We start from the raw sequence: 20,011 nt of genomic DNA, 5'->3' as shown, positions 1-20,011 counted from the left end.
GAGTTCCGTGACCAACCCACTCGACCAGCCGCTCGAGACCGATCTGTCGGCCGAGCTGCAGGAACGCAAGGCAGGCTTCGGCAAGACCACGGTCGTTCTCGGGGTCTCGGTGCTCGCCATCGTCGCGTTCGTCGGCGGGGTGTTCGTGCAGAAGTCCTTCGGCGCGGCGGAAACCCCGGCCAGGCAGACCGCGGCGGGCCGGGTGCCCGGTGGTACCCCGCCTTCCGGCGCCCAGCAACGGCCCAACGGCGGCTTCGGCCGCGGCACGGCCGGCACGATCGACCACATCGAGGGCACCACGGTGTTCGTGAAGACGCAGAACGGCGAGATCGTGAAGGTGTCCACTTCGGACACCACGAAGGTGGAGATCACCTCGGCGGGCAAGCTCGCTGATCTGAAGGCGGGCCAGCAGATCGTCGTGCAGGGCCAGGCGGGCACGGACGGCACCGTGAGCGGGCAGACCATCACGCAGCGGCCGACCACCGGGTGATGCAGGATCAACGCGTGGAACGTGGCCGGTTGCTCGTCGTCGAGGACGAACCCAGCATCCGCGAACTGCTGTGCGCCAGCCTGCGGTTCGCGGGGTTCACCGTGACCAGCGCCGGGACCGGCGGCGAGGCGTTGCTGCTGGCGCGCACCGATTCGCCGGACCTGGTGCTGCTCGACGTGATGCTGCCCGACCGGGACGGGTTCGAGGTGGTGCGCCGGCTGCGTTCGGGTGGCGTGCACGTGCCGGTGCTGTACCTGACCGCGCGCGACAGCGAGGACGACCGGATCACCGGCCTGACCATCGGCGGCGACGGGTACATCACCAAGCCGTTCAGCCTGGAGGAGGTCATCGCGCGCGTGACCGCCGTGCTGCGCCGCACCCGCCCCGGCGCCGAGAGCCAGCAGCTGACCTGCGGTGATCTGTCGCTGGACGTGGAGAGCCACATCGTGCGGCGCGGCTCGCGGGTCGTGGACCTGTCGCCGACCGAGTTCCGGCTGCTGCACTACCTGCTGCGCAACAGCGGGCGGGTGCTGTCCAAGGCGCAGATCCTGGACCAGGTGTGGAGCCACGACTTCGAGGGTGATGTGGGCGTGGTGGAGTCGTACATCTCGTACCTGCGGCGCAAAGTGGACGCTCAGGAACCGCGGCTGATCCACACGATTCGAGGCATCGGATACATGATTCGCCCATGACGTTGCGCGTGCGGCTGGTGGTCGTGCTCGTCGCCCTGGCGGCCGCGGGCCTGTTCAGCACGTGGCTGGTCGGCTCGAAGGTGATGGAGAACTACCTGCTCGGCCAGCTCGACTCCCGGCTGGACCGGGCGGTGTCGGCGCCGCGGCCGTTCCCGATGCGGGACAACATGGTCCTGCGCGACGCTTCCGGCGTGCTGTCCGGGACTCCTTTTGAGGGGTTGCCTCCTTATGGGTCGTTGACGTCCGGCGAGCACGTCACCGTGGGGTCGCACCGGCTGGTGATGCGGTCTTTCGAGGGCACCGAGCTGATCGCGGCGACGGACCAGTCGGAGGTGGACAAGGCCGTCGACGACCTGCGGGTGGCGTTCCTGCTGATCAGCCTCGGCGCCCTGGTGCTGGTGGGAATGGCCGGGTACGCCCTGGTTCGTGCCTCCACACGGGCGCTGGAGGAGGTCGAGCAGGTCGCCGGGGAGATCGCGGCCGGCGACCTGTCGCGGCGCGTGCCGGTGCGGCAGCCGGGAAGCGAGGTCGGGCGGCTGGCTTCGGCGCTGAACACCATGCTCGGGCAGATCGAGCAGGCCTTCGCGGTGCGGGTGAGCTCCGAGAACCGGATGCGGCAGTTCGTGGCCGACGCGTCACACGAGCTGCGCACACCGTTGACGTCTATCCGGGGCTATGCCGAGCTTTACCGGCAGGGCGCCACTTCGGCTGCGGGTGACGTGCTGCGGCGCGTCGAGGACCAGGCCGCGCGGATGGGGTTGCTCGTCGACGATCTCCTGCAGCTGGCCCGGCTGGATTCCGCGCAACCGTTGTCGTTGTCCACTGTGGACCTGGTCGTGCTGGTCACCGATGCCGTTCATGAGGCGCGGGTGCGGGATCCGGAACGGGCTGTGTCGCTGGAGTTGCCTTCGGGTCCTGTTCTGGTGCAGGGCGATGACGGTCGGGTGCGGCAGGTGCTGACCAACCTGCTGGACAACGCTTTGACGCACACGCCTGCCGGTTCGCCGATCTCCGTCCGGCTCGCGCCGGGGGTGATCGAGGTGGCTGATCATGGGCCGGGGATGCCGGCGGAGCAGGCTTCGCGGGTGTTCGAACGGTTCTACCGCGCGGATTCCGCTCGTGGGCCCGGTGGTACCGGGCTGGGGCTCGCGATCGTGGCCGCGCTGGTGGCGGCGCACGGGTGGCGGATCGAGCTGGAGACCGCGCCGGGTGAGGGTGCGGTGTTCCGGGTACTGCTACCGGCTTAGGTCCAGCTCTGATCATCGATCAGCCGACTGGTTCGGCGGGCATGACCTCGTGTCTCGCCGGCCGCACGATGAGCTTGTGCGGGCGTGGAGCACCGACGGCAGCAGGCCCGACCGGCGCTGGCAGCGCGTAGGGCTCGGAGGCCTCCAGGTCGACCTGGTAGCCGATGTCGATGAGGCTGCCCGCGGTGAGCCTGCTGATCGGGTTGCCCTGGCCCGCGATCGTGCTGGTCATCAGCTCGCTGCGGAACTTGCTCTCCCGCCAGTGGCTGTCCCGAGAACCCTCGCCACCGACGTTCTCCACGGGCACCATCTCGGCCAGACCGCCGCGGAGGTGGCCGTACTCGATCATCGCCAGCCGTCCGGTGAACAGGGGGTTGTCGGTGCCGATGTCCTGGATCAGGCCCATCTCAGCCCACATGGTGCCGATACCGAGCACGTGTCCCATCTCGTGGGTGATCACGTCGTTGAGCGTGCCGTCCTGCTCCATCTGCTCGAGATCGGCCGTGTCGAACCGCATGATTCCCTTGCAGGGCAGGCCACCGACGCGAACATGCGTGGGTCCCGCCTCCGCGAGCACGCCGCCTGCCCCGCCGAGGTCCGCGCCTTCGGCGAGGATCAGGACGTCGTCGATGATCTCGCCGTCCACTTCCACGTCCGGCAGGTCGCCGACGATGACCCTGGCCCAGCGATCAGCCGCTCTGGCGAACGCGGCCTGCTGGGCAGGCGTCAAGCCACCGACGAACTGGACGGTGATGACGAACGGCGACGTGGTCTCCGCGATCTGCAACGCACGACTCGCGTCGGCACGGGCTGTGTAGACCTTCATGTGCAACTAGTCGCTCAGGACCGATCGACGTAACACCGAATCACTCATTCAGACGCATAAGGTATGCCTATTCGGGGCGTGAGCGGTTGGGCCAGTCGCGTTCGTAGTGCTCCTCGGGGAAGTCACTCGGGCTGGAACCAGTCGCTTGGGCGTGGCGGATTTCCTCGGCGTAGCGCTCGTTTCGGACACACCACGGCGCCGCCGGGATGTACATGACGTTGCCCCAGCCCTGCTGGTCCCGGACCGGCGCGACGCTGTGGATCATGTCGCAGTGCCACCACACCGAGTCGCCAGCCTGGACGTCCGGGATGCCGCTCAGCGCTTCGAGCAGGAGTGGGTGCCACTTCTCGCTGACCGGGAACACCTGGTTGACGGTCACGCCGCACATGTCGTCGTCCGGCACGTCGTCCAGCAGCGGGCGCAGCATCAGGTAGGCCATGGCGCCGGGGATCGGCACGGTGTGCAGGACGCCCTGGTCGTGCGGCATGTCGGACAGCGCGGTCCAGCCCTGGAAGGTGCGGAACACCGAGCACATCGTCGTGCCGGGGTACTGCGGGCCGGTGGTGCGGTGCGCGGCGTCCCACGGGTCGTACTGCTCGACCGTGCCGTTGAAGAGGTGGCGGAACGCCTGCTGGTACTCCTTCGTCATCCACAGGTCGAGGGTGCCTGGGTCGAGGTGGGTGCCGAGGCCGTTCGAGTCGGTGCCGGGCGGGCGTCGTCGGATGCGGTCCGGGTAGGCCACGTCGCGGTCTGGGTCGAACCAGCCGTCGTGCTTCCACAGGCCGTTGAGGAACTTCTGCACGGTGGCCATGCGGGTGTGTTGCCTGGCTTCGGTTTGGGCCGGTGACCAGTAGATCGGGTAGATCTCCGGTTTCGAGCCGACGCTGCCGAAGAAGTCGTCGCCGGGGCCGCGGTAGTTCTCGAAGAACCGGTTGCCCTCCACGTAGTCCACAATGGACTTGTCCCACCCGAGAGCCTGCTCGCGGTCGAAGTGGCCGCGGACGACCAGGCAGCCGCGGCGGCGGATCAGGCCGGCGTCCGCGGTGCCGGCCTCGATGTCGGCGTAGTCGACCACCGGCCAGGCGCCGGTGGCGCGGATGTCGTCGACCTCTTGGCGAATCTGCTTCTCGACGACCGCGAACACCTCGTCGACGGTCCGTCCGGACGACTCGATCTGTGCGCGGATCGCCTTTTTCACCTCGCGGACTGCTTTCGGCAGGTCAGCGGGGGTGGTCTCCCAGTTCGGCAGCACTTCCGACTCCTTCCAGTAAGGCCTCCTAACTTAGAACCATAAGCGTGTCGCGGCCTTGTAGGCAAGCCCTCTAACTAGAGTGCGCGGCGTGACCAGGCCGTCCCAGGAACTGCTGCGCTCGATCTCCGACGAGCACGTGCTGCGCTCGTTGATGTCCGAACGGAAGCTGACCAGGGCCGAACTGGCCACCACCACGGGCCTGTCGAAGCCGACGGTGAGCGAGAGCGTGCGGCGCCTGGTCGAGAGCGGCCTGGTGGCCGACACCGGCGAACGCACTCCGGGCGGGCGCGGCAAGGGGCGGGTCGGGTCGTTCTACAGCCTTGCTTCCGATGTGGGCGTCGCGCTGGTCGTGACCATCGCGCCCGGCGGTGTGACCGCCGAGTGCGTCGATGCCTACGGCGATGTCGTCGGCCGCACGCACCACCCGATCGACTCACCGGCCGAGGTGCCCGCGGTGCTGCCGTCGATCGCCGCGGAAACCGTTGCGGCGCACAACGTGCGGCTCTGCACGGTGAGCGCGGCCGATCCGGTGGACCGCAGCACTGGCCGGCTCGTGCAGCTGCCTGACTCGCCGTTTCTCGTGGGTGAACTCGATCCTGTCGAGGTGCTGAGCCCGTTGCTGCACGGGCCGGTGATCGTGGACAACGACGTGAACTGGGCGGCTCAGGCCGAGCACGCGGCGATCGGTGTCGCGGACTTCGCCTACCTGTACCTGGGCGAGGGCCTGGGATGCGCGCTCGTCAGTGATGGCGAGGTGCGGCGCGGGCACGCGGGGCTGGCCGGCGAGATCGCGCACGTGATCACGGTCGGGCCTTCCGGTTCGGCGATGCCGTTCATCGAGGTGTTCGGTCAGCTCGGGCTGCGGCGGTCCGGCTCGACCGCGATCGACGTGGCCCGGCTGCGGGCGGCGGATCCCGAGGTGCTGGCGCGGGCGATCGGTGGTGTTGTCACGGCGTTGGTGACGCTCGCGGACCCCGAGGTCGTGGTGGTCGGCGGCACGTGGGGGCCGTCGTTGCTCGATGCGATCACCGCGGAGTGCTCGAGGCTGCCGCGGCAGGTCGGGGTGGTGGGCGCGTCAGTGGCGGAACCGTCGTTGACCGGGGCACGGGCGGAGGCCTTGAAGCGGCTGCGGACGGCACTGGTGGAAGCGTCGCGCGCTTAACGCATTTGCCTTCCGATGGACGTATTGACACGTCCACAAGTCTGCGGCGAATGATCCGGACGGGCTAGTATTCGACATTATCGGCACTGCAGACGGGCCTGTTAATTCTTTCTGTTCACGCATTCCGACCTGCGTCCGTAAGATGATCCAGGTGAGTGTCGATTCGAACGATTCTCCGCCATCCGGTGAACCCGAGAAGTTGTCGGCGGTATTCGCAATTCGAGCCGCAATGGAGCAGCTCGGTGCTCTGATCGGCCGGGCGCCGGAGGCCGTTTCGGGGGTGCGCGCGCTGCCGGACGGAGGCTGGTCTGTGCTCGTTGACGTGCTCGAACTCGAGCGCATCCCGGCGACGACCAGTGTGATGGCTACCTATCGAGTCGATGTCGATGTGGCCGGTGAGTTGTACGGCTGCGAGCGCCTCAGGCGCTATACCCGTGGAACGACCGACATGTGACGGGATGGTTTCGAAAGGTGAACGACAGATCCAGTTCGCTTGCCGACACATTGGAACGGGTACTGGACAAAGGTGTGGTGATAGTCGGGGACATCGCTGTCTGCGTGGTGGACATCGAGCTGCTCACACTACGCGTGCGGTTGTTCATCGCCTCTGCTCAGACCGCCCGGGAAATGGGGATGGACTGGTGGACGAACGACCCGTTCTTCACGCCCAAAGCGGTGGCCGGTGCGACCGAGATGAAGGAGCTGGCCGAGCAGAACGCCGACCTGCGGGATCGCCTGGCTGCGCTGGAGCGGGCGCTGGAGGAACGATCGTGAGCTTCGGCCTGTACGCCTACGCGATCACCAGGGACAGCGCGATCGACCTCATCGGGCCCTCGCTGATCAGGCACCGCGGTCTCGCGCTCGTGGTGGCCGACGTCGATCTCGACCGGTTCACCGGCCTCGAGCTCGACGAGCCCGCCGAGGACGGACCGCTGGCCGTGCTGGTCCGTGAGCACGATGCCGTCGTCCGTGCCGTGTTCGAGCAGGAACCGGTGCTACCGCTGCGATTCGGCACCGTCCTCGACGGTACCGACGCCGCCCGGCGGCTGCTCGACGCCCGGCACGAGGAGGCGTCGGCGTGGCTCGGCCGCGTGGCGGGGCGGCGGGAATGGGGTCTGCGGCTGCGCACCGCCGCGCGCGAGCAGGTGGACCTGGACCAGGTGTCGGGCACGGCCTACCTCGCGCTGCGCCGTCAGCGGCTCACCGCCGCAGAGGACGCCCGGCACGCCGCCGCGACCGTGCACCAGACGTTGGCCCAGAAGGTCGCCGAAAGCACGCGGCGCGAGCACGTGGGCGATGTGCTCCTCGAAGCTGCCTACCTGGTGGATACCGACGCCGAGGAGGACTTCCACGCCGAAGTCCGCCGGCTGACCGGGGAACTGGGGTTGCCAGCGGAGATCACCGGACCCTGGCCGCCGTACTCGTTCACGAGAGTGGAGTTCTCCGATGCCTGAGCCCAGCACCGCGAGCCTGGTCGACCTGCTCGACCGGGTCGTGCACCAGGGAGCGGTCGTGCGCGGCGACGTGGTCATCACGCTGGCGGGCGTCGAGCTGATCCGGCTCGACCTGCGGTTGCTGCTGATCGGCCTCGGCAGCGTCCGATGAGCGCGCAGGACGCAGGCCGCGGACTCGGCCGCATTGTCGTGGCCGTGCTGGAGATCGTGTGCGAACTGCTCGAGCGCCAGGCGTTGCGCCGGGTGGACGCGGGCACGTTGACCGACGAGGAGGTGGAGAACCTCGGCCAGGCGCTGATCTCGTTGCAACGCCAGTTCGCGGCCCTGCGCGAAGCACTCGGGGAGCCGGACTCCTCTGGTGTCCGCCTGCCGGTGGACATCGCGAGCCTGTTGGACGAAGAGAGGACATCATCATGACCGCTCCCGCCATCCCCAACTCCGGCGGCCTCGCCGACGTGCTGAACATCCTGCTGGACAAGGGACTCGTGATCGACGCGACGGTGCGGGTCTCGCTGATCGGCATCGAGATCCTGTCCATCGAGATCAAGATCGTGATCGCGAGCGTCGACACCTACATCCGTTACCTGGAGGCGATGCAACGGCTCGACGCAGCCCGCCGGGGTGTGGTGGCGCCGGTGCCCATGTCGCAGGGCATCGGCGGCACCTACGGCCTGCTGGCCTCCGCGGTCCCCGCCGTCGTCACCCCGGCCGTGGTCACCGCGGCCCCGCCGGCCGACCCGGCTCCGCAGTCGTGAGCCTGCACCTGCACGGCATCGTGCGGGCGAACCACCGCCTGCCGGCCGGCTCGCCGTTCCGCCTGGTCGAGGTCGAGGATCTCGCCGTGGTGGTCAGCGACCGGCGGGACGACCGCGCGCTGACCGAGCAGGAGGCCACCGCCGCGCTGGCCGGCCTGTGCGCGCTGGTGCCGGGCGGTCCCGTGCTCCCCCTGCGCATCGGCACGACCGCGGTGGACGAGACCTCCGCCCGCACCGCGGCGCTCGCGCTGGGCGTGGCGGCGCTTCGAGACCACTTGACACGGCTCGACGGCGTGGCCGAGATGCACGTGCGCCTGATGTTCGACGAAGACGTTGCGCTGCGTGCGGTTTACGACGACCTCGCGCTCACCGGCAACGCCGACATGGCCACCGTCATCGCGCAAGGCGAGCAGATCGCCAGGAAGATCGTGGCGTGGCGCCGGACCCTGGCCGACACACTGCTCGCCCCGGTGTCGGCGGTCGCTTCCTCGGTCGCGCTGCTCGACCCGCCCGAGCACACCGAGGAACACCGCGCGTTCCTGGTGCCGCTGGATCAGGTCGAGGCCGTGCGCGGCGCCGTCGCCGCGCTCGGCGGAGTCACGGCCATCTGCACCGGACCGTTGCCCGCGTTCCACTTTCTGGAGCTTTCGCCGCACGACAGCCCGCCCGCTTCCCGCTGGGGCTGGTAGGTCCCCGTCACCCTCGGCGTCGCGCTAGACCACCGTGAAGCACGGCAGACCATAGCTGCCGCCGCTCTTGAAGCCCTCCACGCAGATCCGGGTCTGGCTGGGGAACTGCCTCTGCGGGTAGACCCAGCCGCGGTAGGTCGTGAACACGCCAACGTTCTCGGTGTGCGTCCACTGGCTCCAGCCGTTGGAGCTCCACACCTTGGCGTTGACCCGACCGGCCTGGTTCTGGGTCCAGATCGACACCTCGAGCCTGCCCAGATAAGTGCCATTGTCGTAGGACTGGATGCACGTCTGGTTGTTGCACCACTTGCCCTCGGCGTGAGCGGGCGTCGTGGCGACGATCGTGAGGCCCCCAGAGACCAGCACAGCGAGAGCGGCAGAACTCAGCTTTTGTCGTAGCTTGATCACCTATCGCACGCTAGACCAAACGGTCTAATTTCGCTCATTACTGATATCAATGCGGCTGTGCGGGTGACGCTCCCCGTTACTGCTAACGCCACCACGCGCCAAGGCGACGTGAACCAACATGATCGCTGGAAAGGTCGTCCGGGCGGCGCTGACAGCGTGCGCAGCCTCCGCGGTGACGCTCGCCCAGCTGAACCTGCCGGAGAAGTCGTTCTGGGATGCCCGCTCGGTCGTGCTCTATCTGAGCGTCACAGTCTTGGCCATCACCGTTGTGCACGACGCGACGATCGCGGTGACCCACGCACTCCAGGCCAACCAGATCAAGTCATACGGCGGCAACCTCAACGCGGCCTTCGCGGCGACCGTCACCTCGGTCGTCACCGAGTTCGGCACGCCGTGGGACGAGATCGCGGTGACCTTCTACCGGTCGAAGCTCTTCGGTCGATGGCGCAAGCTGATCCGCGTGGGCGGAGTGCGGGCGGGCGCTCGCCCGATCAACCTGAACCCGTACATCCGGACGCGGACCGGAATCGTGGGACACACGTTCACGGAACAGGCGATCATCGCCGCGGAGTGGAAGGACTTCGTCGAGTCCGCGGTGAGTCAGGGCAAATCCGCCTGGGAACAGCGACGCCCTCAGGACAGGTACGGCTTGTCATGGGGTGAACTGATGCGAGCGGAACGGCCTGACGGCATCGTCGCCCAGCCCATCTTCAACGAGCGCGGACGACCGGTCGGGTGCGCGTCCATCACCGGCCCCTTGAAGCTCGTCGACATGAACAGCCCGCAGATGGGGCAAATCCTCAACGACCTCGCCACGGCCATGTACCTGATCGGGCCGACACCTCGCGGATGGTGGAGCTTCCATGGCTGACCGGAACATCTCGCGCATGCGGCCCGACTACGACGGCACGATCTCGCCCGCGTTCACCTCACTGATGGAGAGGTACGGCGCCACGCCGGACCTGGTGAGGACGATGCGTTCGGGCACATCGCGTCAGGGTTCGATTCCGGACGGCGTCAATTCGCCGACCTTCAGCACCGCGTCCGTGCCAGCCCTTGCCGCCCCTCACCTGTGGATGTGGCTAGTGGGCCGGTTGCCGGTCGTGAACGTGAACTGGACAGTCGTGAGAGCTGCGGCGGGTGCCTTTACCTCGCTCGCGTTCTTCGTGGCCGCGATCGCCTACACCCCTGCTCCTATGGGATACAAGGTCGCCGCCTACGGGGCGACCGGCGAGGTGTTCGATGACAGCAACGCGACGCTGAAGCCCTTCGAGATCAGCGACATCACCGGAGACGCCATCGAGTTGCGTCCGGGCAACGTCGGTGAGCGACTCGTGCGGATAAGCAACCCGAACAAGGTCGCGATCGACGTGGAGAACCTGGGGGCCGTGCCAGGACAGCCCTACGTCGTGGGTGGCCAACGGTTGACCGAATGTCCGGCGGGTGTTCTGCAGGTCGCACCCGTCAACGAGCGGCTGCACGTCCCCGCGGGACACAGCGAGATCGTCCGTTTCGAGGTGGAGGTGAGCAACACCGTTCCGAAGGGCTGCTCGGACGCGGTCTTCCCGTTGACCTACAGCGGTCGCGCCAGGGCCTCGCGTTGACACCTCACCACTCGGCGAAGCTGCCGTCGTCGTGCCGCCAGATCGGCGACCGCCACGCATGACCGATCTCGGCGGCCCGACGCACCGCCACCTCATCGACCTCGACACCCAGACCGGGCCCGGTAGGCCGGGCGATCCACCCGTCGACGACTCGCACCGGCGCCATGTCCACCAGGTACGTGGGGTCGGTGCCGTTGTAGTGCATGCCCGCACTCTGTTCCTGGATCAGGAAGTTCGGGGTTGTGAAGGCAACCTGCAGCGACGCCGCCAGCGAGATCGGCCCAAGTGGACAGTGCGGCGCGATCGAGGCGCCGTAGATCTCCGCCAGCGAACCGATGCGCCGCAGTTCGGAGATGCCGCCCGCGTGCGACGGATCGGGTTGCACAACAGCAACGCCGGCGTCCAGCATGGGTTTGAACTCCCACCGCGAGAACAGCCGCTCCCCCGTCGCGATCGGCACCGTCGACGCCCGGACCACCGACGCGAGCACCTCGGCCGGGAGCTCGGGCAGCACCGGTTCCTCGACGAACATCGGCTGCACCTCTTCGAGCATGCGCACCAGACGTCGTGCCATGGCGGGAGAAACGCGGCCGTGGAAGTCGATCGCGAGATCACCGTCGGGCCCGAGCGCCTCACGAGCCTCGCGCGCGCGGTCCAGCACGGCGTTGGCCTCCGCGGGCGAGGCGATCGGGCGCATCTCCGCGGTGGCGTTCATCTTCACGGCGCTGAAGCCCGCCTCGACCTGCCTGGTCACGGCCTCGAAGACACTGGTCGGGCGATCGCCGCCCACCCACGAGTAGGCGCGCACGCGGTCGCGGACCGGACCGCCCAGGAGTTCGTGCACGGGCACGCCGCGGGCCTTGCCGGCGATGTCCCAGAACGCGTGGTCGTAGCCGGACAACGCGGACGACAACACCGGGCCGCCGCGGTAGAAGCCGCCGCGGCGCAGCACCTGCCAGAGGTCCTCGACGCGCAGCGGGTCCTGGCCGATCACCAGCTCGGCCAGTTCGTGGACGGCCGCGCGAACCGTGTCGGCCCTGCCCTCCACGACCGGCTCACCCCAGCCGGACACCCCCTCGTCGGTGCTCACCTTCAGAAACAGCCAGCGGGGCTCGACCAGGAACGTCTCGACGCCCGTCACCTTCATCTGAAGTCCTCCGAAAAGATCCCGTCCGGCAGGGCGGGGTGGAATCGAATCCCCACAGGGCAAAGCGGGGACAACCGTGCATCTGGGACCGCACAGCAACTGCTGGGTTCTGAACTGTGGGTAGTCAGGTGAAGCGGACGTTCAAGTACCGCTGCTATCCGACCGCGGCTCAAGTTGCGGAGCTGTCGCGCACGTTCGGGTGTATTCGCAAGGTCTACAACCTCGCATTGCAAACCCGCACGGAAGCGTGGAACCAGCGCCGCAAGCAGATCGACTACCGCGCCACGTCGGCGCTGCTGACCGCGTGGAAACGCACCGAGGAGCTGGCATACCTCAACGAGGTGTCGTCGGTGCCGCTGCAGCAGACGCTGCGGCATCTCCAAGCGGCGTTTTACAACTTCTGGGCGAAGCGTGCCCGCTACCCGCGCTTCAAGTCGCGGAAGAAGTCGCGCTCCAGTGCCGAGTACACGCGTTCGGCGTTCCGCTGGCGTGACGGCGTGTTGACACTGGCGAAGATGGCTGAACCGTTGGACATCCGTTGGTCTCGGCCGATGCCTGAGGATGCCGTACCCACGACTGTGACCGTGTCGCGGGACGCGGCCGGACGCTGGTTTGTCTCGCTCCTGTGCGAAGACCCACGGGTAATGCCGCTGCCTGCCGCCGACTCGGTCGTGGGCATCGACGTCGGTATCGACCACCTGCTCGTGCTCTCGACCGGAGAGAAGATCGCCAATCCCCGGCACGAACGCCGCGATCGGCGCACGCTCGCCAGAGCCCAGCGAGCTCTGTGCCGCAAGCAGATCGGTAGCAACAACAGGGCCAAGGCCAGGGTCGAGGTCGGCCGCGTCCACGCCAGGATCGCGGATCGGCGCACGGACCACCTGCACAAGATCACCACTCGGCTCGTGCGTGAGAACCAAACGCTCGTGATCGAGGACTTGGCCGTGTCCAACCTGATCCGCAACCGCCGACTTGCTCGCGCCATCGGTGACGCCGGCTGGGGACAGTTCCGGCACATGCTGGAGTACAAATCGGCTTGGTATGGGCGAAAAGTCATCACGGTAGATCGATGGTTCCCGTCCTCCAAGCTGTGTTCTGATTGCGGCGCCCTCGCGACAGCGATGCCGCTGAACGTGCGCACGTGGACCTGTGATTGCGGAGCGACCCATGACAGGGACGTCAACACTGCCCGCAACATCTTGGCCGCCGGGCTGGCGGTGACAGTCTGTGGAGCCGATGTAAGACCTCAACGGAACGTTCCGAGCGGGCAGTCGGCGGCGAAGCAGAAAGCCCTGCGGCGTGAGCCGCAGGAATCCCCTCGTCCACAAGGATGAGAAAGTCAAGAAGAATCCTTCGCCGCGGACCAGCCGCCATCGACCACGATCTCCGCGCCCGTCACGAACGACGCCGCCGGAGACACCAGAAAACCGATCACCGAGGCCACCTCGGCCGGGTCGCCGAGGCGGCCGGCCGGGGTGGCTCGGGCACTGCGTTCCCGGTCCTCGACGGAGACCCGGTCCCAGGCCGCGGTCAGCACGGGACCGGGCAGCACCGCGTTGACCCGGACCTCCGGCCCGTACTCGACGGCGAGCTGGCGGGCCAGGGCCACCAGCCCGCCTTTCGAGGCCGCGTACGCGCCGTGGCCGGGGATGCCGAAGTGCGCGTGCACCGACGAAACCAGCACGACCGAACCGCCGCAAGAACGCAACAACGGCAGGCACGCCTGCAGGCCGTGGAACGCGCCGCCGAGGTTGACCGCGAGCTGGCGGTCCCACTCGGCGGGCGTCGTCAGGTCCAGTGGCGAAACCACAGCCGTGTAGGCGTTGCTCACCAACGCGTCCACGCGGCCGTCGCACAGTTCCACCGCCCGCTGCCACGTCGCCGGGTCGCTGACGTCGCCGCGGACGGCGACATCACCGGTCAGGTCGATGCCGATCACGGCGTAGCCGTTGTCGGTCAGGTGCTTCGCCGTCGCGGCACCGATTCCCGCTGCCGCACCCGACACCACCGCACACTTCATGCGAGTTCTCCTAGAGCGTCTGCCGGTAGACCTTGTTGTCCGGCCCGCGCACCACTGTCCACGCGGAGCCGTCCGGACCAGCAGTAGCACCGACTGCGCCGACCAGCGAGTTGCTCGGGAACTCCGAGCGCTTGAACCAGCCGCCCCAGGTGCCCGCGGAACGGTTGATCTGCCAGAGCGTGTAGTCGCCTGCCCGCGCGAACAGGTAGATCCGGTCCTGGTACTCGACCAGGGTCGGGCTGCCGGAGATCACGCCTCCGAGTGACGTCCACTCGCCGCCGGCGACCGGGCGCACCCACACGGCGTCGGCCGCGGTCCGCACTGCCACGACACCGCCCGCCACGCTCGGCCGGCCGTAGATCGGGGCGTCACCGGGCGCGCCCAGGGACTGCCACGAACCGTAGGTGTACCGCCAGACGCGGCCATCTGCGCCGCGGGCCACGATCGTTCCGTCGGAGGAGACCGAGGGCGCGTCGGTCAGCTTGCCGCCCAGCGACTTCCACGAGCCCCAGCGTCCGTTGTGGAGCGTCCGCTGCCAGGCCTTGTTGTCCGTGCCGCGCACGGTCACCTCGAGGTCGGCCCCGACCGTGCGGACGGCCGGCTGGCCCTGGATCGCCTTGCCCAGGCCGGACCACTTGCCGCCGCGAAGAACCCGCAGCTCGCCGCCGATGCCACGGGAGAACACCAGCGACTCGTCGCCGACACGGGCGATCGCGGGCGAGGCGGTGGCGTCCGAACCGATGGCGTCGCCGGGCACGAGGTCGGTGCCGCGGAGCTTGACCATCGCCGTGCCGTGCGGAGGAACGGTGACGGTGTACTTGCCGGAGGCGGTGCCGCGGTCGGCGCGGGCCCGCAGGTCGCGGACCGACACGGTGCCCTTCAGACCGGCGTCGGCGAAGTTCACCGTCATCTCGGCGGGGACGTCACGGCGGTTGAGCAGCACGACCGACCGCTCGCCCTTGCGGGACAAGACCTTGCTGTACACGTCGGTGTCACCGGTCGACGCCACCCGCACGCCCTGGATCGCCTGCGGGTCCTGGTTGACGGCGAGGATCTCGGGGTTCTTCAACGTGGCGACCATCGACGGCGGCAGCGTGCGCGGGTCCGAGCCGATGATCAACGGGGAGGACATCTGCGCCCACATCACGAACTGCGAGGTGGACTCCTCCTCGTTGAGCTCGTAGGTGCCCTGCTGCGTCTTGCGCATCGGGATCAGGTAGTCCGGGTCGTTGTAGTGGCCCGGTCCCTGCGCCTCGGGGTGTGCAGCGTTGCGGTCCATGTTGCGCAGCACCTCACGCCAGATGCCCTCGTACGGCGTACCGAACGCGATGTCCGTGGTGGTGCGCCACGAGTCCGCGACCCGCGGCCCGAACGTGTACGAGAAGCCCGCGAGCTGGTCGGGCTCGTGCGGGACGCCCCACTCCTCCGAGACCGGGTTGCACACGTTGAGGATCATCGGCCGGCCGGTCTTCTGGATGGCCCTGCTGAGGTCCGCGAACGCCTGCGCGGGCTTCAGGTTCGCGAAGATGCCGCACAGGAAGTCGACCTTGATCGCGTCGAACTTCCAGTCGGCGAACCGTTTCGCGTCCTTATCGTAGTAGCCGCCACCGCTGCCGGCCGCGCAGTTCTTGCCGTCGGACGGACCGGCGTCGGTGTAGATGCCCGCCTTGAGCCCCTTGGCGTGCAGGTCCCGCACCAGCCTGGTCAGACCGCTCGGGAACTTCGCCGGGTCCTCCACCAGGTTCCCCGCGGCGTCCCGCGGGGTCGGCGCGGTCCAGCCGCCGTCGATCCACACGATCCGGTAGCCCGCGTCGCGCAGGCCGCTGCCGACGAGGTAGTCCGCGACACCGCGGATGTCCTTCTCGTTCGGCGCACCGAGACCGTAGTACGTGTTCCAGCCCATGTAGGGCGTCTTGGCCACACCACTGTCGTAGTAGGTGGGCGCTCCCTGATCGTCGCCTGCGTATGCGGCGGGCGTCGCGACCAAGGTCATCAGTGTGATGGCCAGCGCGACTCTGCGAATGGACATGCGATGAGCCTCCCCCGGCCAACTTCGGGTGTCAAGAATAAATACTAATTTATGTTCAGCGAGGTAAGGTACGGGTCGTGTACCGATACGAGATCACGCAAGCCGTTGTGCGCCAGGGCATCATCGCGATCATCCGCACGAAGGACGCGGCGTCGGCGATCAAGGCGGCCGTCCCGTTGCTGGACGCAGGGTTGACCTCGCTGGAGCTCCCGCTGACGAACCCGCAGGCGCTGGAGGCGATCCAGCACCTGAGGAGTACTTACCCGGACGCCACGATCGGCGCGGGCTCGGTGCTGGACGAGACGTCGGCCGTGCAGGCGATCCGCGCGGGCGCCCAGTTCCTCGTGGCGCCCAACCTGGAGCCGGCGGTCATCCGCGCCGGGCACCGGTACGGCGCGGCGGTTCTTCCCGGTGCCGCAACGGTCACCGAGATCGTGCAGGCGATGGAAGCGGGCGCGGACGCCGTGAAGGTGTTCCCGGCGCCCACAACCCAGTGGCTCAAGGACGTGCGTGCTGTGCTCCCCCACGCCCCGTTGGTGCCGACGGGCGGCGTGGCACCAGCCGACGTGCCCGCGTGGCTGGAGGCGGGCGCGGTGGCGTGCGGGGTCGGGTCGGCCCTCGCCCGCACGCCCCTCGAGGAGATCCAGGCCCTAGTACGGGCGTAGCACCACCACGTCGGCGTCGTTCGTGGGCGACCAGTCGAACGGCAGGCCGACGTGGGTCAGGTGTGCGCCCGAGTACACCTCACCGTTATCGTCCACATAGGACTGCGCGGTCAGGCCCCTGAGCTTCACCCGCGAGGACTGGCCGGGCACCACCGGCACACCGGTCAGCGAGCCGGTGTTCCAGGCCAGCACGACCACCCGGTCCTCGCCCACGTACTGGATCGCGTCGTTCAGCAGGTGCGCCTGACCGCCGTGCACGACGTCGCGGATCTGCTTGTACCGCTTGATGAGCACCGCGGCTTCCTCGTGTTCCTCGCGCGTCCAGTGGCGGACGTCCGCGCCGATTCCGAGCACCCCGGCCATCGCCAGCACGAACCGGAACTTCAACGATCGTGGCCGCGCGTCGAACATGCCGGGTGCGTCGGTGACCCACGACGACATCAGGTGCGGGGCGTGCATGTGCAGGAACCCGTGCTGGATCTTCAACCGGTCCAGCGGCGCCGTGTTGTCACTGGGCCACACCACGTCCACCCGGCCCGTGGTCGCCAGATCGGTGCGGCCGCCACCGCCTGCACAGCCCTCGACCAGCACGTGCGGATGCTTCTCACGGAGATGCTCCAGGACGCGCCAGTAGTTGCGGACGTGCGCGTTGTCCAGCTCGCCCGCCCGTTCGGTGGCGGGCCGGTTCATGTCCCACTTCAGGTAGCTGATCCGGTAGTCGGTCAGCAGCCGGTCGAACGTCGCGATCACGAACTCGTACACCTCGGGCAGGCCGAGGTTGAGCAGCAGCTGGTTGCGGATCAACGTCGGCTCGCGGCCCTCCGTCCGGTAGACCCAGTCCGGGTGGTCGGCGTAGAGCTGCGACTTCGGGCTCACGCACTCCGGCTCGACCCACAGCCCGAACTCCAGGCCCATCGCCCGCACGTCCTCGACGAACGCGGCGAAGTCCGGCGATTCCGGGTACCAGTCGCCGAGGCCGCCGGTGTCGTCGTGCCGGCCGACGAACCAGCCGTCGTCGACCACGAACAGCTCGACACCGACGTCGGCGGCGATCCGGGCCAGCTCCCGTTGCTTCGGCAGCGAGACCTCGAATCCCGTTGCCTCCCACGAGTTGTAGAGCACTGGCTTGCGCGACTCACGGCTGCGGAGCCGATCGTAGGCGTGCCAGACCTGGGTGAGACCGTCGACGCTGTAGGCCAACGCCAGCTCCGGCGTCGTGAACGTCTCCCCCGGCTCGACCACGACCGGGCCGAGCATTCCGGCACGCACACGCGTGAGCCCGGAAGGCTCGACCTCGGCCGTGATCTCCCAGGAACCGGACCACGCCAGCGACACGCCCCACGTGTCGTCCACGGACAACCAGGGCGCGTAATTGTGCCCGGGAACGCCGTATGAGCTGCCGATGCGAAACCCGCCCGAGGGCAGGTCAACGTGGTCCAGCTGGAACTCCCGCGCCCATTCGCCGTGCAAGAAGGACAGACGAGGACGCGAGGTCGGCAGGCAGACGCCTGCCGAAGCGATGCGATCGAGACGCAAGGGCTGATCGGACGTGTTGGTGAGTTCGACCCACCGCGCCAGCACGTCGACCTCGGGTGAAGGCCGGTAACACAGCACAGCGCGGATTCCGGCGACCGAGTCGGCGAACGCCAGTCGCAGCACACCGTCGGCCTCGGTCGCGCCGTCGAAGGTGAACCACGAGTCGCCGGCCAGTTCCAGGTCGGCACCGGTGAACGGCCGCTGCCCGCGCGGCACGTACTCGACCGGCGCCGCGTCGGCCTCGGTGATGAAGTGGATCTCGCCGAGGTTCTTCAACGGGGACGGCCCGCGCTCGACGCCGTGCGGTCCCCACGCCACGAGCTCGGCCCAGCGACCGCCGGGTTCGACCGCCACCGTGTAGGAGGTCGTGGCCATCCTCAGCGTCCAGGTCATTTGACCGCTCCCACCGCGAGTCCGGAGATGAAGTGCCGCTGGAACCGCAGGAACACCGCCACGGTCGGGATCGCCGCGATCACCGAGCCGGCCGCGATCACGTTCCAGTTGGACACGTACTGGCCCTGCAACGCCAGCAGCGCGGGCGTCACCGGCATCACCGCGGACGACCGCAGCACGGTGATCGCCCACAGCAGGTCGTTGAAGATCCAGGTGAACGCCAGCGCCGCCAGTGCGGCCAGCGCGGGCCTGGTCATCGGCAGCACGATCCGCCAGAAGATCTGCACGGGACCGGCGCCGTCGATGGTGGCCGCCTCCTGCACCTCGTTCGGCATGGCGCGCATGAAACCCTGCAGCACGAACGTGTAGAAGCCCAGGCCGAAGCCGACCTGCACCACGATCAGCGCGACGAGCGTGTCGTAGATGCCGAGCAGCTCGGTCAGCTTCGACACCGGCACCAGCAGGATCTGCGGCGGCAGCAGGTTGCCCGCGAGCATCAGCAGGATGATCGAGCGGCGGCCGGGGATGTGGAAGCGGCTCAACGCGTACGCGGCCGCGGAACTCAAAGCCAGTGACAGGAACACCGTCGGCACCGTCACGAGGACGCTGTTCCACATGGCGCCCGCGCCACCGTTGGTCCACGCGTCGCCGAATCCGGCGAGGGTGAACGACTGCGGCAGCGACGCGAGGCCGTTGGCGGCGATGTCGTCGAACGAGCGGAAGGCGGTGATCAGCACCGCCGCGATGGGCAACAGCCAGAGCACGGAGATCGTGCCCGCCACGGCGTGGAAGATTCGATTCGACATCAGTTCTCCCGGAACGCGCGGACGAGGTAGGTCACGATCACGCCGAACGCCAGCACGAAGATGACCACGGCCAACGCACTCGCGTAACCGAGCTTGAGCGACTGGAACGCGGTCGAGTACATGTACGTGCTGAGCAGCTCGGACGAGTGGTACGGCCCGCCGCGCGTCATCGACCACACCACGTCGAACGACCGCAGCGAGTCGATCACGATCACCGACAGCACGACCGAGTTCACCGAGCTCAGCTGCGGCCAGGTGATGTGCCGGAACTTCTGCCAGGCCGTGGCACCGTCCAAAGTGGCCGCTTCGTAGAGCCCGGGGTCGATGCCCTTGAGCCCCGCCAGGTACAGCACCATCACGTACCCGACCTGCCGCCACAGTGCCGGAAGCAGCACCGCGTACAACGCCGTGTCCGGATCGGCCAGCGGCGAGCTGTCGAACAACCCGCCCGGCTGGTAGAGCACCTGCCAGATCAACGAGGTGGCGACCAGCGAGAACACGACCGGCACGAACAACGCGGCGCGGTAGACGCCCACGCCACGGCGTTCCTTCTGCAGCAACACGGCCATTCCGAGGCCGCCGACCGCGGACAGCCCGCCGAACAGCACGAGCCAGATCGCGGTGTTGGTGACGGCGGTGTGGAAGACCGGGTCGTCGATCATCCTGGCGAAGTTGTCGGCCCCGACGAACCGGGGCGGCGAGACGCCGTCCCAGTTCGTCAGCGCGAGCCAGAAGCCCTGCAGCGCGGGCCAGAAGACCCAGAACCCCTCCACCAGCAACGGGATGAGCACGAACAGCAGCAGGATCGGAGGGACCCTGGTGAAGCTTCTGGTCAT

General features: G+C 68.1%; 24 protein-coding genes. 15 read left to right on the top strand and 9 right to left on the bottom strand.

What is annotated here, in order from left to right; translation table 11 throughout:
• Positions 1-7: 7 nt before the first annotated feature.
• The 3 genes from ACIA8G_RS02445 to ACIA8G_RS02435 are packed head-to-tail and all read left to right on the top strand — an operon-like array spanning position 8 to position 2,429.
• Positions 8-490: a hypothetical protein gene (locus ACIA8G_RS02445; protein ID WP_396416458.1), complete on the top strand. Its 483-nt coding sequence runs from the start codon at positions 8-10 to the stop codon at positions 488-490.
• Positions 490-1,182, top strand: coding sequence for a response regulator transcription factor (locus ACIA8G_RS02440; protein ID WP_396416457.1), 693 nt, complete (start codon positions 490-492; stop codon positions 1,180-1,182). Before ACIA8G_RS02445 ends, ACIA8G_RS02440 begins: the two co-directional genes overlap by 1 nt.
• Complete coding sequence (locus tag ACIA8G_RS02435) at positions 1,179-2,429, top strand: sensor histidine kinase (RefSeq protein ID WP_396416456.1); 1,251 nt, start codon at positions 1,179-1,181, stop codon at positions 2,427-2,429. Before ACIA8G_RS02440 ends, ACIA8G_RS02435 begins: the two co-directional genes overlap by 4 nt.
• A 19-nt stretch (positions 2,430-2,448) precedes the next feature.
• Here ACIA8G_RS02435 and ACIA8G_RS02430 read toward each other — a convergent pair whose 3' ends face one another.
• Both ACIA8G_RS02430 and ACIA8G_RS02425 read right to left on the bottom strand, forming a co-directional pair.
• Positions 2,449-3,255 carry a leishmanolysin-related zinc metalloendopeptidase gene (locus ACIA8G_RS02430; RefSeq protein ID WP_396416455.1) on the bottom strand — a complete coding sequence of 269 codons (807 nt, stop codon included), beginning with the start codon at positions 3,253-3,255 and terminating at the stop codon, positions 2,449-2,451.
• Positions 3,256-3,322: 67 nt separating this feature from the next.
• Positions 3,323-4,507 (bottom strand): YbiU family protein, encoded by a 1,185-nt coding sequence (locus tag ACIA8G_RS02425; RefSeq protein ID WP_396416454.1) that lies wholly within the window; start codon positions 4,505-4,507, stop codon positions 3,323-3,325.
• 88 nt (positions 4,508-4,595) lie between these two features.
• Here ACIA8G_RS02425 and ACIA8G_RS02420 point away from each other — a divergent pair, with 88 nt between their 5' ends.
• The 8 genes from ACIA8G_RS02420 to ACIA8G_RS02385 all read left to right on the top strand — a co-directional run bounded on the left by ACIA8G_RS02420 (position 4,596) and on the right by ACIA8G_RS02385 (position 8,567).
• Positions 4,596-5,669, top strand: coding sequence for an ROK family protein (locus ACIA8G_RS02420; protein WP_396416453.1), 1,074 nt, complete (start codon positions 4,596-4,598; stop codon positions 5,667-5,669).
• Positions 5,670-5,820: 151 nt separating this feature from the next.
• Positions 5,821-6,123, top strand: coding sequence for a gas vesicle protein (locus ACIA8G_RS02415; RefSeq protein WP_396416452.1), 303 nt, complete (start codon positions 5,821-5,823; stop codon positions 6,121-6,123).
• Positions 6,120-6,443, top strand: coding sequence for a gas vesicle protein (locus ACIA8G_RS02410; RefSeq protein ID WP_396416451.1), 324 nt, complete (start codon positions 6,120-6,122; stop codon positions 6,441-6,443). The genes ACIA8G_RS02415 and ACIA8G_RS02410 overlap by 4 nt, the downstream gene beginning before the upstream one ends.
• Positions 6,440-7,123, top strand: a complete 684-nt coding sequence (locus ACIA8G_RS02405) for a GvpL/GvpF family gas vesicle protein (RefSeq protein ID WP_396416450.1) — start codon at positions 6,440-6,442, stop codon at positions 7,121-7,123. Before ACIA8G_RS02410 ends, ACIA8G_RS02405 begins: the two co-directional genes overlap by 4 nt.
• Positions 7,116-7,274, top strand: coding sequence for a gas vesicle protein GvpJ (gene gvpJ / locus ACIA8G_RS02400; protein ID WP_396416449.1), 159 nt, complete (start codon positions 7,116-7,118; stop codon positions 7,272-7,274). The genes ACIA8G_RS02405 and gvpJ (ACIA8G_RS02400) overlap by 8 nt, the downstream gene beginning before the upstream one ends.
• Positions 7,271-7,540, top strand: coding sequence for a gas vesicle protein K (locus ACIA8G_RS02395; RefSeq protein WP_396416448.1), 270 nt, complete (start codon positions 7,271-7,273; stop codon positions 7,538-7,540). The genes gvpJ (ACIA8G_RS02400) and ACIA8G_RS02395 overlap by 4 nt, the downstream gene beginning before the upstream one ends.
• On the top strand, positions 7,537-7,878 hold the full coding sequence (gene gvpJ / locus ACIA8G_RS02390) for a gas vesicle protein GvpJ (RefSeq protein ID WP_396416447.1): 342 nt from the start codon (positions 7,537-7,539) through the stop codon (positions 7,876-7,878). Before ACIA8G_RS02395 ends, gvpJ (ACIA8G_RS02390) begins: the two co-directional genes overlap by 4 nt.
• Complete coding sequence (locus ACIA8G_RS02385; RefSeq protein WP_396416446.1) at positions 7,875-8,567, top strand: GvpL/GvpF family gas vesicle protein; 693 nt, start codon at positions 7,875-7,877, stop codon at positions 8,565-8,567. Before gvpJ (ACIA8G_RS02390) ends, ACIA8G_RS02385 begins: the two co-directional genes overlap by 4 nt.
• Before the next feature lie 24 nt (positions 8,568-8,591).
• On the opposite strand, the gene ACIA8G_RS02380 is transcribed toward ACIA8G_RS02385, so the two are convergent.
• Positions 8,592-8,975, bottom strand: a complete 384-nt coding sequence (locus ACIA8G_RS02380) for a hypothetical protein (RefSeq protein WP_396416445.1) — start codon at positions 8,973-8,975, stop codon at positions 8,592-8,594.
• A 118-nt stretch (positions 8,976-9,093) separates the two neighbouring features.
• Between ACIA8G_RS02380 and ACIA8G_RS02375 the strand changes: the two genes are divergently transcribed.
• Together ACIA8G_RS02375 and ACIA8G_RS02370 are read left to right on the top strand one after the other, a co-directional pair.
• Positions 9,094-9,846 carry a hypothetical protein gene (locus tag ACIA8G_RS02375; RefSeq protein WP_396416444.1) on the top strand — a complete coding sequence of 251 codons (753 nt, stop codon included), beginning with the start codon at positions 9,094-9,096 and terminating at the stop codon, positions 9,844-9,846.
• Positions 9,839-10,579, top strand: coding sequence for a hypothetical protein (locus ACIA8G_RS02370; RefSeq protein WP_396416443.1), 741 nt, complete (start codon positions 9,839-9,841; stop codon positions 10,577-10,579). The genes ACIA8G_RS02375 and ACIA8G_RS02370 overlap by 8 nt, the downstream gene beginning before the upstream one ends.
• A gap of 4 nt (positions 10,580-10,583) precedes the next feature.
• Here the strand turns inward: ACIA8G_RS02370 and dgoD are convergent, their stop codons facing one another.
• Positions 10,584-11,726: a galactonate dehydratase gene (gene dgoD, locus ACIA8G_RS02365; protein ID WP_396416442.1), complete on the bottom strand. Its 1,143-nt coding sequence runs from the start codon at positions 11,724-11,726 to the stop codon at positions 10,584-10,586.
• A 128-nt stretch (positions 11,727-11,854) separates the two neighbouring features.
• Here dgoD and ACIA8G_RS02360 point away from each other — a divergent pair, with 128 nt between their 5' ends.
• A complete protein-coding gene (locus tag ACIA8G_RS02360; RefSeq protein ID WP_396416441.1) occupies positions 11,855-13,060 on the top strand; it encodes an RNA-guided endonuclease InsQ/TnpB family protein in 1,206 nt (401 codons plus the stop codon).
• 5 nt (positions 13,061-13,065) lie between these two features.
• Here ACIA8G_RS02360 and ACIA8G_RS02355 read toward each other — a convergent pair whose 3' ends face one another.
• Positions 13,066-13,746, bottom strand: coding sequence for an SDR family NAD(P)-dependent oxidoreductase (locus ACIA8G_RS02355; RefSeq protein ID WP_396416440.1), 681 nt, complete (start codon positions 13,744-13,746; stop codon positions 13,066-13,068).
• 10 nt (positions 13,747-13,756) lie between these two features.
• Positions 13,757-15,775 carry a hypothetical protein gene (locus ACIA8G_RS02350; protein WP_396416439.1) on the bottom strand — a complete coding sequence of 673 codons (2,019 nt, stop codon included), beginning with the start codon at positions 15,773-15,775 and terminating at the stop codon, positions 13,757-13,759.
• Positions 15,776-15,852: 77 nt separating this feature from the next.
• Between ACIA8G_RS02350 and ACIA8G_RS02345 the strand changes: the two genes are divergently transcribed.
• Positions 15,853-16,440, top strand: a complete 588-nt coding sequence (locus ACIA8G_RS02345; protein WP_396416438.1) for a bifunctional 4-hydroxy-2-oxoglutarate aldolase/2-dehydro-3-deoxy-phosphogluconate aldolase — start codon at positions 15,853-15,855, stop codon at positions 16,438-16,440.
• On the opposite strand, the gene ACIA8G_RS02340 is transcribed toward ACIA8G_RS02345, so the two are convergent.
• From ACIA8G_RS02340 to ACIA8G_RS02330, 3 genes are read right to left on the bottom strand one after another with little or no spacing between them, the layout of a single operon-like run.
• Positions 16,426-18,369, bottom strand: coding sequence for an alpha-galactosidase (locus ACIA8G_RS02340; RefSeq protein WP_396416437.1), 1,944 nt, complete (start codon positions 18,367-18,369; stop codon positions 16,426-16,428). The two genes, ACIA8G_RS02345 and ACIA8G_RS02340, sit on opposite strands and share 15 nt — an antisense overlap.
• Positions 18,366-19,175, bottom strand: a complete 810-nt coding sequence (locus tag ACIA8G_RS02335) for a carbohydrate ABC transporter permease (RefSeq protein WP_396416436.1) — start codon at positions 19,173-19,175, stop codon at positions 18,366-18,368. Before ACIA8G_RS02335 ends, ACIA8G_RS02340 begins: the two co-directional genes overlap by 4 nt.
• On the bottom strand, positions 19,175-20,011 hold the full coding sequence (locus tag ACIA8G_RS02330; RefSeq protein ID WP_396416435.1) for a carbohydrate ABC transporter permease: 837 nt from the start codon (positions 20,009-20,011) through the stop codon (positions 19,175-19,177). The genes ACIA8G_RS02335 and ACIA8G_RS02330 overlap by 1 nt, the downstream gene beginning before the upstream one ends.

The sequence above is a fragment of the Lentzea sp. NPDC051213 genome (assembly GCF_044455585.1).
Taxonomy (GTDB): Bacteria; Actinomycetota; Actinomycetes; order Mycobacteriales; family Pseudonocardiaceae; genus Lentzea.
This window is presented reverse-complemented; position numbering and strand designations above follow the sequence as displayed.